General features: G+C 65.4%; 12 protein-coding genes. 4 read left to right on the top strand and 8 right to left on the bottom strand.

Annotation, left to right across the window (positions count from 1 at the left end; translation table 11 throughout):
* Positions 1-6 precede the first annotated feature (6 nt).
* On the bottom strand, positions 7-2727 hold the full coding sequence (locus JQ591_RS22545) for a bifunctional diguanylate cyclase/phosphodiesterase (protein ID WP_211398165.1): 2721 nt from the start codon (positions 2725-2727) through the stop codon (positions 7-9).
* A 311-nt stretch (positions 2728-3038) separates the two neighbouring features.
* On the opposite strand from JQ591_RS22545, the gene JQ591_RS22550 reads away from it, so the two are divergent.
* Entirely contained in the window at positions 3039-3203 is a 165-nt protein-coding gene (locus JQ591_RS22550) for a Flp family type IVb pilin (protein WP_211398166.1), read from the top strand.
* 8 nt (positions 3204-3211) lie between these two features.
* On the opposite strand, the gene moaC is transcribed toward JQ591_RS22550, so the two are convergent.
* The 4 genes from moaC to JQ591_RS22570 are packed head-to-tail and all read right to left on the bottom strand — an operon-like array spanning position 3212 to position 7487.
* Complete coding sequence (gene moaC, locus JQ591_RS22555; protein ID WP_211398167.1) at positions 3212-3730, bottom strand: cyclic pyranopterin monophosphate synthase MoaC; 519 nt, start codon at positions 3728-3730, stop codon at positions 3212-3214.
* A 1-nt stretch (position 3731) separates the two neighbouring features.
* Positions 3732-4553 carry an indole-3-glycerol phosphate synthase TrpC gene (trpC, locus tag JQ591_RS22560; RefSeq protein WP_211398168.1) on the bottom strand — a complete coding sequence of 274 codons (822 nt, stop codon included), beginning with the start codon at positions 4551-4553 and terminating at the stop codon, positions 3732-3734.
* Positions 4554-4560: 7 nt separating this feature from the next.
* Positions 4561-5574 carry an anthranilate phosphoribosyltransferase gene (gene trpD, locus JQ591_RS22565; protein WP_211398169.1) on the bottom strand — a complete coding sequence of 338 codons (1014 nt, stop codon included), beginning with the start codon at positions 5572-5574 and terminating at the stop codon, positions 4561-4563.
* A gap of 14 nt (positions 5575-5588) precedes the next feature.
* A complete protein-coding gene (locus JQ591_RS22570) occupies positions 5589-7487 on the bottom strand; it encodes a peptidylprolyl isomerase (protein WP_211398170.1) in 1899 nt (632 codons plus the stop codon).
* 223 nt (positions 7488-7710) lie between these two features.
* Between JQ591_RS22570 and tpiA the strand changes: the two genes are divergently transcribed.
* From tpiA to JQ591_RS22585, 3 genes are all read left to right on the top strand, one after another.
* Positions 7711-8469 (top strand): triose-phosphate isomerase, encoded by a 759-nt coding sequence (gene tpiA, locus JQ591_RS22575; protein ID WP_211398171.1) that lies wholly within the window; start codon positions 7711-7713, stop codon positions 8467-8469.
* A 156-nt stretch (positions 8470-8625) separates the two neighbouring features.
* On the top strand, positions 8626-9012 hold the full coding sequence (gene secG / locus JQ591_RS22580; RefSeq protein WP_211398172.1) for a preprotein translocase subunit SecG: 387 nt from the start codon (positions 8626-8628) through the stop codon (positions 9010-9012).
* 166 nt (positions 9013-9178) lie between these two features.
* On the top strand, positions 9179-10810 hold the full coding sequence (locus JQ591_RS22585) for a CTP synthase (RefSeq protein ID WP_007590604.1): 1632 nt from the start codon (positions 9179-9181) through the stop codon (positions 10808-10810).
* A 5-nt stretch (positions 10811-10815) separates the two neighbouring features.
* Here JQ591_RS22585 and JQ591_RS22590 read toward each other — a convergent pair whose 3' ends face one another.
* The 3 genes from JQ591_RS22590 to JQ591_RS22600 all read right to left on the bottom strand — a co-directional run bounded on the left by JQ591_RS22590 (position 10816) and on the right by JQ591_RS22600 (position 13629).
* Positions 10816-11478, bottom strand: coding sequence for a class I SAM-dependent methyltransferase (locus tag JQ591_RS22590; protein ID WP_211398173.1), 663 nt, complete (start codon positions 11476-11478; stop codon positions 10816-10818).
* Positions 11479-11581: 103 nt separating this feature from the next.
* Complete coding sequence (locus tag JQ591_RS22595) at positions 11582-12958, bottom strand: sensor histidine kinase (protein ID WP_211398174.1); 1377 nt, start codon at positions 12956-12958, stop codon at positions 11582-11584.
* Positions 12955-13629, bottom strand: coding sequence for a response regulator transcription factor (locus tag JQ591_RS22600; RefSeq protein WP_027518155.1), 675 nt, complete (start codon positions 13627-13629; stop codon positions 12955-12957). The genes JQ591_RS22595 and JQ591_RS22600 overlap by 4 nt, the downstream gene beginning before the upstream one ends.
* Between the last annotated feature and the right edge of the window lie 97 nt (positions 13630-13726).

A 13726-nucleotide genomic window follows, 5' to 3' on the forward strand; every position in this document is an offset into this window, starting at 1 on the left:
CTAGCCCTAGCTTGCCTCGCGGCGGCGGCCTTCCTCGCCATTGCGCTGGGCGAGACGGCTGCGATGAGCTGCAAACAGCTCCAGCATCTTGTCGGCGGGCTTCGCGGCGCTGAACAGATAGCCCTGCATCTCGGAGCAGCCGAGTGCGCGCAGCAGCCGCTGCTGCTCCTCGGTCTCGACGCCCTCGGCCGTGGTGGTCATGCGGCGGGCGGCCGCGAGATTGACGACGGCCTGCACGATGCTGGCGGAGCCGTCGGGGCCGGCGATGTCGCTGACGAAGCAGCGGTCGATCTTGATCTTGTCGAACGGGAAGCGGTGCAGATAGCTCAGCGAGGAGTAGCCGGTGCCGAAATCGTCGAGCGCAATGCGCACGCCGATGGCGCGGAGTTGATGCAGGATCGCAAGCGCGGCGTCGTCGTCGCGGATCAGCACCGCCTCGGTGATCTCGAGCTCGAGCCGGCTCGCCGGCAAATTGGAGGCGGCGAGCGCCGCCATGATCTTCAGCGCCAGCGTGCCGCTCTTGAACTGCACCGGCGAGACGTTGACGGCGAGGCGGATGTCGTCGGGCCAGTTCGCCGCGTCCCGGCAGGCGGTCGCCAGCACCCATTCGCCGATCTCGTTGATCAGGCCGGTGTCCTCGGCGATCGGAATGAACTCGGCCGGCGAGACCATGCCGCGCTCGGGATGGCGCCAGCGCACCAGCGCCTCGCAGCCGGTGATGCGGTCGTCCTTCAGGCTCAGGCAAGGCTGGTAATACACATCGAGACCGCCATGGGCGATGGCGTGGCGCAGGTCGATCTCGAGTTGCCGCCGCTCGTGGATCTTGGCGTCCATCTCCGGCTCGAAAAAGCGATAGGTGCGGCGTCCGGCGGCTTTGGCGGCGTACATCGCCATGTCCGCGTTCTTCAGGATCTGGTCCAGCGCCGTTCCATGTTCCGGCGCCAGCGCGATGCCGATGCTGGCGTCGGCGGCAAGATGATGGCCCATGCAGTCGAACGGCGCGCGGATGGCCTCGAACAGCCGCGCGACGAGCTCGTTGACCTGATCCAGCGATGTCACCGCGCTCTGTACGATGGCAAATTCGTCGCCGCCGAGCCGCGCCACGAAATCCGCCGGACCCGCACACCGGTGGAGGCTCTGCGCGACCGACTTCAGGAGTTCGTCCCCGACGAGATGCCCGAGCGCGTCGTTGACGCCCTTGAACTCGTCGATGTCGATGTAGTGCACCGCGAGTTGTTCGCCCCGGGCGACGAGATTGAGTTCCTGGCGCAGATGCTCGTGGAACATGGTGCGGTTGGGCAGGTCGGTCAGCGCGTCGTAATGAGCGAGATGGGTGATGCGCTCCTCGATACGCCGGCGCTCCGTGATGTCCTCATGCGTCGCCACCCAGCCGCCGTCCGCGAGCGGTTCGTTGAGGATCTGGATCGAGCGACCGTCGGAGGTCTCGACCACCATGGAATTGCGCACATGGATGTCGCGCAGGACCCGCGCGACGTACGCGTCCAGATCGCCGGTGAACGAGCCGGTGGCTCTGCGGTGCGTAATGATGTCGTGGAAGCTGCAGCCGGGTCTTACGATGTCGGCCGACAGCCCGTACATCTCGATGTAGCGCTGATTGCAGATCACGAGTTGCTGCGAGGCGTCGAACAGCAGCAGGCCCTGGGTCATGTTGTTGACGGCGCGGTCGAGGCGCTGCTTTTCCAGCGTCAGCCGTTCCCGCGAAAGGCGATGCTGCTCCAGGAGCTTGCGCACGATCGCGATCAGCACGCCCGCGATGGCGAGCGCGGAAGAGGCGGCAACCGAGATCAGGATGCCGATCTGCTCGCGCCAGTCCGTCAGGGCCGCCGCGCGTGTCGTGGTGGCCATCATCAGGATCGGGAAGTGAGGCAGGGCGTGCGAGGAAATCAGCCGGTCCTCGCCGTCGACGGGGCTCATGAAGCGGCCGGCAAAATGGTCGAGCCCGAAGACCCTTTGATGCGCGAACGGACCGTTCTTGAAATTCCGCCCCATCAATTCGCCGGAATGGGGATAACGGGCGAGCAGCGTGCCGTCCCGGTGCAGCATCGAGATCGTCGCGCCGTCGCCGAGCACGACGGACTCGAAGAACTTCTCGAAGCTTGCCGGCTCGATGCCGCGTCCGACCACACCCATGAATTCGCCGTTCGGTCCGACGATCTTGCGCACGATCAGGATGGTCCAGGCGCCGGATATACGACTGTAAAGTGGTTCGATCAGGACGTCGGGAGCATTGGGATCGTACCGGAAGGTCCGGAAATAGGCGCGATCGGCAACGTTCACTTTCGGGGCCGGCCATGCCGTCGACGAATTGATCACATTGCCTTCGGCATCGATGACATTGACGCCGCCCATGTAGGGCAGTGCCTCGATCTTCGAACGCAGCATCCGGTGGAGGTCCTGGCCGGAGAGGCGTTTGCGATAGTCCGCTGCACTGGTGATGCCGTTCGTGCGAACGTGGTCGACGAAATCCTTCTGGATGACCGCGAAATCCTGCAATTGCTGGTCGAAATGATGAGCCAGCATCAGCACGGTGTTTTCGAGTTCGCGGCCGGAGCTGCGCAGCGCACGTTCGCGGAAGTTCTGCGCCATCAGCGTCGCGCCGACGGCGATCGCAGCGATCAGCAACGTGCCGCCCACCACCAGCCAGCGGATCGGTCCGCTGCGCACGAAGGCCTGGTCAAAAAGGCGACTGCCGAATCTCGTCATCATGATCGATCATTGTCGTGCACACGTCAGGGTCAATCCTTGGCCCCGGAAACATCCGTTGGTTTACGGGAACGGAGTGGAGGCAAAGTTAGGAAGCTGGGTTAACGCGCCGTGAATGGACACTCACAAAAGCAATCAATGTGCGGGCCGCGAGAGGTGCAGGAATTGCCGGAAGCTTCCGCGCGGCCGGACAATTCTGCCGACCGTCGCGACGATCAATCGAAGCTTAACCATCTAAGGTGCTGGCGATCCTCAAGTCCGCATTGGCACACGAATTGCGAGCGTCTCCGCAACGACGCAGAGAGGATACGATCATGAAGAATACTTTGAAGAATTTTCTCGCCGACGAAACCGGAGCAACCGCGATCGAGTACGGCCTGATTGCCGCCGGCATCGCGCTTGCGATCATCACCGTGGTGAACGGCCTTGGCAGCAAGCTCAATACAAAATTCGCGTCGATCAGCGCGTCGCTGAAGTAACCGCGCAATCAGGCGCGGTAATGGCCGGACTTGCCACCGACCTTCTCGACCAGATGGATGCCTTCGATGCGCACGCCGCGTTCCACCGCCTTGATCATGTCGTAGATGGTGAGGCAGGCGACCGAGACGGCGGTGAGCGCTTCCATCTCGACGCCGGTCGGGCCCGTGACCTTCACGCTGGCGCGGACGAGGCAGCCCGGCAGTTTTGCGTCGGGCTCGATCTCGACAGTCACCTTCGACAGCGCGAGCGGATGGCAGAGCGGGATCAGCTCCGAGGTGCGCTTGGCGGCCATGATGCCGGCGATGCGGGCGGTGCCGAGCACGTCGCCCTTCTTGGCGTTGCCGGACACGATCAGGTCAAGCGTCGCCCTGGTCATGACGACGCGTCCTTCCGCGACCGCGAGCCGTTCGCTCGCGGGCTTGTCCGACACGTCAACCATCCGCGCCTCGCCGGAGGCGCCGATATGGGTGAGGGCAGGGCCGGTCTTGGTCTTGGCTGGTTTCGTAGTGGTCGGCTTGCGGGCCATGTCAACGCGTGCCTGTCGCGCGCGCCGTCGTCTCGCGCGCCAGCAGCGTGCGCGTCGCAGCGGTAACGTCGGCTTGCCGCATCAGGCTCTCGCCGACCAGGAAGGTCGACATGCCGACGCGCTCGAGCCTGGCGAGATCGGCAGGCGTGAAGATGCCGCTCTCGCCGACCATCAGCCGGTCGCCGGGGATCAGCGGCGCCAATGTTTCGCTGGTCGCAAGCGTGGTTTCGAAGGTGCGCAAATTGCGATTGTTGACGCCGATCATCGGCGAGCGCAGCTTCAGCGCGCGGTCAAGCTCGGCGCGGTCGTGGATCTCGATCAGCACGTCCATGCCATAGGCGATGGCGGCGTCCTCGAGGTCTCTTGCCGCGGCATCATCGAGCGCCGCCATGATGATCAGGATGCAGTCGGCGCCGTGCGCGCGGGCCTCCGCCACCTGATAAGTGTCGAACATGAAATCCTTGCGCAGCACCGGCAGTGACGTCGCCGCGCGGGCCGCCACCATGAAGTCGAGATGGCCCTGGAACGAGGGCGTGTCCGTCAGCACCGACAGGCAGGCAGCGCCGCCGGCCTCATAGGCCCTGGCGAGCAGCGGCGGATCGAAATCGGCGCGGATCAGGCCCTTTGACGGCGAGGCCTTCTTGACCTCCGCGATCAGCGCGTAGTCGCCATTGGCGTGCTTGGCCTTGATCGCGCGCACGAAGCCGCGCGGTGCCGCTTGAGCCTTGGCCTTCGCCTCCACCGCCGACAGCGGCTGCGCGCGTTTGGCCGCAGCGATTTCCTCGCGCTTGTAGGCTTCGATCTTGGTCAAGATGTCCGACATGTCAGGCTCAGCCGTTCGAGACCGCGATCAGGTGTTTCAGCCGCGCGCTCGCCGCGCCGCTGTCGAGTGATTTTGCGCCGATCACGACACCTTCCTTGAGGTCCCTGGCACGCCCGGCCACGACCAATGCGGCAGCGGCGTTGATCAGCGCGACGTCACGGTAGGGGCTCGGCTTGCCTTCGAGCACGCTCTGCAAGGCGATGGCGTTTGCGTCGGCGTCGCCGCCTTTGAGTGCACCGGCCTCGCAGCGCGGCAGGCCCGCGTCCTCCGGCGTCACCTCGAAATTCCGGATCTCGCCATTGTGGAGCGCGGAGACGAAGGTCGGGCCGGTGAGGGTGATCTCGTCGAGGCCATCGGAGCCGTGCACGACCCAGGCCGATTCGGAGCCGAGGTTCTTGAGCACTTGCGCCAGCGGCTGCACCCATTGCCGGGAGAACACGCCGACCATCTGCCGCTTCACGCCGGCCGGATTGGACAAGGGGCCGAGCAGATTGAAGATCGTGCGTGTCGCAAGCTCGACCCGGGTCGGGCCGACGTTCTTCATGGCGGGGTGATGGGCGGGGGCGAACATGAAGCCGATGCCGCATTCGCGCACGCAGCGGCCGACCTGCTCCGGCCTCAGATCGATCTTCACCCCGAGCGAAGCCAGCACGTCGGCGGCGCCCGAGCGCGACGACAGCGCGCGGTTGCCGTGCTTGGCCACCGGCAAACCGGCGCCTGAAACGATGAAGGAGGCGCAGGTCGAGACATTGACGGAGCCGGAGCCGTCGCCGCCGGTGCCGACAATGTCGACGGCGTCCGCGGGCGCATCGACCGTGAGCATCTTGGAACGCATGGCCGAGACAGCGCCGGTGATCTCGTCCACGGTCTCGCCGCGCACCCGCAGCGCCATCAGGAGGCCGCCCATTTGCGAGGGCGTAGCCTCGCCGGACATCATGGCGTCGAAGGCGGAAGCCGCTTCGTCACGCGACAGGCTGGCGCCGGTCGCCACTTTTCCAATGATCGATTTCAGGTCGTCCATCGCGTGCTTTCAACTCACTGGTTCGCGCCGGTCACCTGCGCGAAGGCGGCCTGATTAATGGTGGTCCCGATGTCGGTTTCAAGCTTGTTGACGTAGGAAGCGACCTGCTCCTCGGTCTGCGCGCGGTCGATACTGTCCTTCAGCTTCTTGACCGCCTCGGAAGCGGCGTCGACCGTGGGATCGACGATCTCGGTGACACGGAACACGATCACCTCGGTGCCGCCGGTCACCGGCGACTGCCCGACGCCGTCCTTGGCGATGCGGAAGGCTGCCGACACGACGGTTGCGGGCACGCTGGCGGGCGAGTCGTCGCGCTTGAAGCCGGTGGCGGTCTCGACCTTGGCGCCGACCGCGGCGGCTTCGTCGGCGAGCTTGCCGCCAGATTCGAGCTTCTGCACGATCTCGGTCGCCTTGGCCTTCAGCTTGGTCGCGATCTGGTCCTGCCGCCAGCGCGCCTCGACCTGGTCGCGAACCTCGTCGAGATTGCGGTCGCGCGAGGGCGTGATGGCGAGCACGTCGTACCAGACATAGCCGCCCTTGAAGGAGATCGAGTCGTTGTCGACGCCGACATCGGTGTTGAAGGCCTGCGACACCACGTCGAGGCCCTGCGGAATGTTGGAGACCGGCTGGCCGCTCGGGGCGCGGCCGGAACGGTCGACGGCGTCGATGGTCACGGCGGTGAGGCCGAGCTTCTGCGCCGCGTCGATCACGCTGGCACCTCCACCGCGCTCGTCTTCCATCTTGTCGCGGAGATCGGCGACCTTGACACGCGCGCGCTCGGTCGCGATCTCGCGCTTGATGTCGCCGGCAAGGCTCGCGTAGTTCGCCTCGGTGCCCGGCTCGATCTTGTCGACCTTGACGATCGACGTGCCGAGACGGCCCTGGATCGGCTGGCTGATCTCACCCGCGGGAAGCGCGAAGACGGCATCGCCGGTCGCCGGATCGAGCGAAGACTTGGTCACGAGCCCGAGATCGACGTCGGATGCGCTCAGGCCGCGCTCCTTGCCGAGATCCTCGAACGACGTCCCGCTGGTGAGCCGCTCGCGTGCGGTCTGCGCCTCGGCGGCGTTGGGGAATACGATCTGCTGGATCTGGCGCTTCTCCGGCGTGCCGAGCCGGTCCTTGCGCTGGTCGAACATCTTCCTGGCGTCGTCGTCCGACACCTCGCTCCACTTTCCGATCTCCTCCGGCGAGACCACGACGAACGCGATCTTGCGATATTCGGGTGCGCGGAACTGGACCTTGTGATCCTCGAAATAGGCCGCGAGCGCCTCGGGCGAGGCCGCGTCGATGGTGCCTGCCTGGGCTGCGTCGAGCCTGACGAATTCAATGGCGCGCTGCTCGTTCTGGAAGCGCGTCAGCACGTCGAGCATCGCCTTCGGCGGCTCGAGGCCGGCACCGACCGTGCCGGTGATCTGCCGGCGCAGCGAGACCTTGCGCTGCTCGGAGACGTAGCGCTGCTCGGTATAGCCGAAATTGCGGATCACGGACTGGAAGCGGTTCGGATCGAAGCTGCCGCCGACGCCCTTGAAGTTCGGGTCGTTCATGATGAGCTGGCGGATCTGGTCGTCGGACTGGCCGAGGCCGAGCCGGCGCGCCTCTTCGTCGAGAGCGGCTTCCGCGATCGTCTGCTGGAGCACCTGACGGTCGAGGCCGAAGGCGCGCGCCTGGTCAGGCGACAGCGGACGGCCGAACTGGCGGCTGATCTGCTGGAGGCGATCGGTGTAGATCTGGCGGAACTCGTTCAACGAAATCTCGGTGCGGCCGACCTTGGCCACGGTGGATTGCCCAAAGCCCTTGAAGATGTCGGCAATGCCCCAAACGCCGAAACTGATGATCAGCACGCCCATCACAACGGCCATGATGGTCTTGCCGAGCCAGTTTGATGAGGCCTTGCGCATTCCTCGAAGCATTTGGTCCAACTTGTTTGGCAGGAGGGGAACGGGAGCGCGTCTTAATGCAGATTCCGCAAAAGCGCGTCACCAAATTGATCAATCATCATAAAGTGGTGGCTTTCCCCCCGCAACCTCAGGTCCGGCAGGCTTTCGATCCCTGCGGTTAAAAGCCCCTGGTCTCTGGAACTGCCGCGGGACCTCTGCTAGCGCATGCACAAACCGAATTTTGCTGGAATTTGACATGACCGATGCCATCCGCCCCCTGATCGCCGGCAACTGGAAAATGAACGGCCTGAAGGCCTCGACTGCCGAATTCGACGCCATGCTCAATGGTGCGGCAGAGGTGGCCGGCAAAGCCGACCTGCTGGTTTGCCCGCCGGCGACCCTGATCGCAGCCTTTGCCGAGAAGGCACGCGGCAAGAAGGTCGCGGTGGGGGCCCAGGATTGCCACCCCAAGGCCTCCGGCGCCCATACTGGCGATCTCGCCGCCGAAATGCTGGTGGATGCGGGTGCGACCGCCATCATCGTCGGCCATTCCGAGCGCCGCGCCGACCATGGCGAGGGCGATGCCCTGATCCGGCAGAAGGCTGAGGCCGCCTGGCGCGCCGGGGTGGCGGCGATCGTCTGCATCGGCGAGACGCAAGCGCAGCGCGATGCCGGCCAGACCCTGGATATCCTGCGCGGCCAGCTCAACGGCTCGCTGCCGGACGGCTCGACCGCCGCCAACCTGGTCGTGGCCTATGAGCCGGTCTGGGCGATCGGTACCGGCCTGACCCCCACGTCCCAGGATGTCGAGCAGATTCATGGCTTTATCCGGGAATTCCTGACCTCCAGGTTCAAAGCCGACGGCGCCAAAATGCGCATTCTCTATGGCGGCTCGGTCAAGCCCTCGAACGCGGCCGAGCTGATGGCCGTGAAGAACGTCAATGGCGCGCTGGTCGGCGGAGCCAGCCTGAAGGCGGCCGAATTCCTTGCGATTGCCAAGGGCTGTCCTAACTAGGGTGGGCTGCTCCTAGCTCATTCAAACCATTGGTCCGGAGCTGATCGGGGGTGGCAATGCCCCGTCCGATCGTGTAACACCGCGCAACTTCAGGAAAACCCGCGAAGCACGATTGGCCGCCGTCTCGGCGCTGTCGGCTTGTGACGGAAGGACACTATGCAGACTGTTGTCATCGTCATTCACCTCATGATCGTCACCGTCATGATCGGCGCCGTCCTGCTCCAGAAGTCGGAAGGCGGGGGCCTCGGCATGGGAGGTGGCGCAGGCTTCATGTCGAGCCGCGGCACCGCGAACCTTCTGACGCGGACCACCGCGATCCTGGCCGTCGGCTTCTTCCTCACCAGCCTGTTCCTGTCCTGGTATGCCGGTTACGACCGCAAGCCGTCGTCGATCATCGGCGCGCCGGCGTCGCAGAGCCAGCCGGCCGGAGGCGGGCCGATCGCGCCGCCGACCTCGGGCGGCATCCTGGATTCGCTGAAGAAGGCCGACGAGCAGCAGCAGGCTCCGGCACCGAGCGGCCCGCAGGTACCGCGTTCGCAATAAAGCAGGGGGGCCATGCAGGGCGGCTTCTACCGTCCTGCGTCAACAATCCCCATCAAGGCTCTGTCACCACTCTTAGTTTTGGCTCACCCACAGGCCCGCAAAATCTTTGGGGCGGAATACGAATCGCTTTGGCGAATCGAATTCGAGGGATTAGAGGTTAAGCCCCATGGCGCGGTACATATTCATCACCGGCGGCGTGGTCTCTTCGCTCGGCAAAGGTCTGGCTTCAGCGGCACTCGGTGCCCTGTTGCAAGCCCGGGGCTACAAGGTCCGCCTCCGCAAGCTCGATCCCTATCTCAACCTCGATCCCGGAACGATGTCGCCGTATCAGCACGGCGAAGTGTTCGTGACCGATGACGGCGCGGAGACCGACCTCGATCTCGGTCACTATGAGCGCTTCACCGGGCGGCCTGCGACCAAGGCCGACAACATCACGACCGGGCGCATCTACCAGGACATCATCTCCAAGGAACGGCGCGGCGATTATCTCGGCGCGACCATCCAGGTGGTTCCGCATGTCACCAACGCCATCAAGGACTTCGTCCTCGACGGCAACGACGATTACGACTTCGTGCTGGTCGAGATCGGCGGCACCGTCGGCGACATCGAGGGCCTGCCGTTCTTCGAGGCGATCCGCCAGCTCAAGAACGAGCTGCCGCGCGATCACGCCATCTACATTCATCTGACGCTGCTGCCTTACATCCCGAGCGCCGGTGAGCTGAAGACAAAGCCGACGCAGCACTCCGTCAAGGAGCTGCGCTCGATCGGCATCCAGCCGGACATCCTGCTCTGCCGTACCGATCGCGAGATCCCGAAGGAGGAACGGCGCAAGCTCGGGCTGTTCTGTAACGTGCGCGAGAGCGCCGTCATCGAGGCGCGCGACGCCGACAGCATCTACGCTGTCCCTCAGGCTTACCATGCCGCAGGCCTCGACGACGAAGTGCTTGCCGCCTTCGGCATCGGCTCGCGGATTCCGCCGGAGCTGCGGAGCTGGCAGCAGATCAACGAGCGCATCCGCAATCCCGAGGGCAACGTCACCATCGCCATCGTCGGCAAATATACCGGCATGAAGGATGCGTATAAGTCGCTGATCGAGGCGCTCTCGCATGGCGGCATCGCCAACAAGGTGAAGGTCAATCTCGACTGGATCGAAAGCGAGATATTCGAGAAGGAAGATCCCGCGCCGTTCCTCGAGCACGTCAACGGCATTCTGGTGCCCGGCGGCTTCGGCCAGCGCGGCGCCGAAGGCAAGATCCGCGCGGCGCAGTTCGCGCGGGAGCGCGACGTGCCGTATTTCGGCATCTGCTTCGGCATGCAGATGGCGGTGATCGAGGCCGCTCGGAATCTCGTCGGGATCGAGGAGGCCAACTCCACCGAGTTCGGCCCGACCAAGGAGCCCCTGGTCGGCCTGATGACGGAATGGCTGCGCGGCAACGAGCTCGAGAAGCGCACCAATGCCGGCGATCTCGGCGGCACGATGCGCTTGGGTGCCTATCCCGCGGCGCTCAATCGCGGCAGCCGCGTCTCGGAGGTCTATGGCGGCGCGACCGAGATTTCCGAGCGCCACCGCCATCGCTACGAGGTCAACACCGCCTACAAGGATCGCCTCGAACAGCACGGGCTGAAATTCTCGGGCCTGTCGCCCGACGGCGTGCTGCCGGAGATCGTCGAGTACGAGGATCACCCCTGGTTCATCGGCGTCCAGTTCCATCCCGAACTGAAGTCACGCCCCTTCGAGCCGCATCCGCTGTTCGCGTCGTTCATCCGGGCGGCGATGGTGCAGAGCCGGCTGGTGTAATCGGCTCAGCGCGCCGCGATGTAGTCGCGTGCGTGATGCATCTGCTCCGGCGCGGCCGGCATTGACGTATCAGGCGCAAGCGATCCCGTGACGAGCTTCATCTGCGGCCGTCGCGTCAGCTTGTAGACGGCGGCCGGCGGCACGTTCAGCAGGGCACGGTCCACCAGCTTTGCGCGCAAGCCCAGCCGGTCGAGCACGGGCCGCGCGATCGGGCAACTCATGCCGTAGGTGAACTGGTAGAAGGCGCCGCCGGGTCGGACATGACTGAACGCGCCGCCGACGATCGAGATGACCTTGCGTGTCGACATGTTGAGCAGCGGCAGGCCGCTCACGACCGCGCCGACGGGCGCGCCGTCATAGAGGCGCTCCGTGGCCAGCCGCCCCGCATCCATCCACAACACGCGCGCGTTGGGAAAGCGCATCTGGAGCAGCTTCATGAAGTCGGAGCCGTATTCGATCAGCGTGAGGTCCTGCTGGCGCACGCCGCGTTTGAGCAGCTTGTAGGTGAACGCGCCGGTGCCGGGGCCGAGCTCGAGAACAGGGCCGGTCGATGCAGTGATCTCGCGGGTGATGAGATCGGCGAGCGCCGCGCCTGACGGCGCGATCGCGCCGACGCGACGCGGGGCCGCCATCCATGACAGGAAGAACGAGAGGAAGTCGTTGGGCATGCGCACTCCGGCATCTTGGTTGCGCCTCGCAGGTCAGAAGTGAGGCGGCCGAACCATCGCTTGAGTGCATTGCGACAGCATTGCGTGCCGCATGTCGATTGCGTCAATTCTCCCGGATTGGCGGCAGCGTCATCCTGAAGCACGCGCCGCCGATCGCTCCGTCCGCGACCGAGATGTCGCCGCCATGCAGGAGCACGATCTCGCGCACCATGTTGAGGCCGAGGCCGGCACCGCGATCGAGCGGCGTCAGCCGGTAGAACGGCTCGAAAATCGCGTCGCGCTGATCGGCCGGAATGCCGGCGCCTTCGTCTGTGACCTCGATGCTCGCGGGCCTGCTGACACGAATGCCGATGGTGCCGCGGCGAGGGCCGTGCTGGATCGCATTCTGCACGAGGTTGGTCAGCGCGCGCTCCAGCGCCGCCGCATCGCCGATCGTTTCGATCGGCGTGGCGGGAGCATCGAGCGCCAGCTCGTAGCCGGCGGCAATCGCCAGCGGTGCAAGATCCGCGGCCGCGCTTTGCGCGATGGCAACGAGGTCGACGCGCGTGAAGGGATGACCGCAGCGGTCGAGCCGCTGAATGTCCAGCAACTGCTCAGCAAGCGTTGCCAGCCGCGCGGAATCCTCCAGCAGCCGGGTCTTGTCCGGCCCTGGCGGAAGCGACTCCAGCCGCGTGTTCAGGATCGCAATCGGTGTACGCAACTCGTGGGCGGCATCGGCGACGAAGCGCTTGTGGCGGGCATAGCCCTGGTCGAGTCGCGCCAGCGCGTCGTTGACCGCGGTCACGAGCGGCACGACCTCCAGCGGAATCCGGTCCAGCGACAGCCGCGCGCCGCGTTGGTGGATGTCGATGCGCCGCGCCTGGTCCGCCGTGGTGTCGAGTCCCTTGAAGGCGCGCCGTACGATCATCGGTGTGGCGATGAACGTCGCCGTTCCCATGAGGAGCAGGCCGGGCAGGGCGATGCCGAGCAATGCAAGCGATGTCATGAACAGCGCCTTGGCGCCGGTGAGTCTGCCCTGCGTCGCCGTGATGATTTGCACATTGCCGGCGTCGGTATCGACCCGCTTCAGTCGCGCCGGGGGCTTGCGCGGATCGTCCTCGAACAGCTGCCAGCCGAGCCGCGCCTGGCTGATCTGATCGAGGCCGCTGCCGATCGCGGCGAATTCGGCCGGCACGGCGCCTTCGCTGACCGAATGTCCTTGCCTGTCGCGGACCAGGAACCAGAGGTCGGGGGTCTCGCCGCGCAATTGCTTCAGCTCGGTCGTCGATCGCAGGGTCAGGTTGCCTTGCGTATCGCGCGCGAGCGCGTGCTGGACGATGTCGATCACGCGATCTTCGTCGCGATCGGCGATCACGAAGCCCGACGCGCACAATGCCCCGACGACGACGGCAACGAGCGCGGTGAGCAGCGCCGCCTGGAGCGACAGCAGGCGCCAGCTCAGCCGTGAGCGCAGGCAATAGGGATCGTCGTGCTTGCTCATGGCAGCTTCTTCAGCAGATAGCCGACGCCGCGGATGCCGTGGATCTCCACGCGGGCATCGGCTTCTGAGAGCTTGCGGCGCAGCCGCGACACGTGCGTATCGAGCGCATTCGATTGGATCTCGTCGTCGAAACTGTAGACGGCTTCTTCCAGCGCGGAGCGCAGCACGGTCCGGCCCATGCGACGGACCAGGGCTTCCAGCACGAGGAGCTCGCGCCGCGGCAGCTCGAGCGGAGCCCCGTCGATGCTTGCCTCGCGATGGCCGAAATCGAAGGCGAGGCGGCCGGCATGCATGATGTCGGGCTGCAGCCCGGCGGGCCGGCGCAGCACGGCGCGCAGCCGCGCCAGCAATTCCTCCACCGCGAACGGTTTTGCCAGATAATCATCCGCCCCGCAGTCTAGTCCGGCGACCCGGTCGGCGAGTTCGCCGCGCGCCGTCAACACGATGATCGGCACGCCGTCGGCGCGCGCCCTGAGTTTCGGGATCAGGGTGAGACCGTCGCCATCGGGAAGCTGGCGATCGAGCAGGACGGCGGCGTGGACGTCGGCAGAAATGGCCTCTTCCGCCTCGGCGAGCGTGGGGGCATGGTCCACCACCATGTCGTAGCGCTTCAGCGCTGACGCCAGCGCGTCGGCCATCTCGGCCTCGTCCTCGACGAGCAAAATCCGCATGATCCGCACCTCAACCTCAATCACGCCAATCTAGCGGCCGTATCATTGCGGCAGCATTGCGGGAACCGGCTCTCGAGGACCCGACTTTGAGCGGGCC

It is taken from the genome of Bradyrhizobium canariense, assembly GCF_018130465.1.
Lineage (GTDB): Bacteria > Pseudomonadota > Alphaproteobacteria > Rhizobiales > Xanthobacteraceae > Bradyrhizobium > Bradyrhizobium canariense_C.

Bases quoted from the DNA above. Each gene is read 5' to 3' on its own strand.
- JQ591_RS22545 (WP_211398165.1), bottom strand. From the start codon at position 2,727: ATGATGACGAGATTCGGCAGTCGCCTTTTTGACCAGGCCTTCGTGCGC.
- JQ591_RS22550 (WP_211398166.1), top strand. From the start codon at position 3,039: ATGAAGAATACTTTGAAGAATTTTCTCGCCGACGAAACCGGAGCAACC.
- moaC (WP_211398167.1), bottom strand. From the start codon at position 3,730: ATGGCCCGCAAGCCGACCACTACGAAACCAGCCAAGACCAAGACCGGC.
- trpC (WP_211398168.1), bottom strand. From the start codon at position 4,553: ATGTCGGACATCTTGACCAAGATCGAAGCCTACAAGCGCGAGGAAATC.
- trpD (WP_211398169.1), bottom strand. From the start codon at position 5,574: ATGGACGACCTGAAATCGATCATTGGAAAAGTGGCGACCGGCGCCAGC.
- JQ591_RS22570 (WP_211398170.1), bottom strand. From the start codon at position 7,487: ATGCTTCGAGGAATGCGCAAGGCCTCATCAAACTGGCTCGGCAAGACC.
- tpiA (WP_211398171.1), top strand. From the start codon at position 7,711: ATGACCGATGCCATCCGCCCCCTGATCGCCGGCAACTGGAAAATGAAC.
- secG (WP_211398172.1), top strand. From the start codon at position 8,626: ATGCAGACTGTTGTCATCGTCATTCACCTCATGATCGTCACCGTCATG.
- JQ591_RS22585 (WP_007590604.1), top strand. From the start codon at position 9,179: ATGGCGCGGTACATATTCATCACCGGCGGCGTGGTCTCTTCGCTCGGC.
- JQ591_RS22590 (WP_211398173.1), bottom strand. From the start codon at position 11,478: ATGCCCAACGACTTCCTCTCGTTCTTCCTGTCATGGATGGCGGCCCCG.
- JQ591_RS22595 (WP_211398174.1), bottom strand. From the start codon at position 12,958: ATGAGCAAGCACGACGATCCCTATTGCCTGCGCTCACGGCTGAGCTGG.
- JQ591_RS22600 (WP_027518155.1), bottom strand. From the start codon at position 13,629: ATGCGGATTTTGCTCGTCGAGGACGAGGCCGAGATGGCCGACGCGCTG.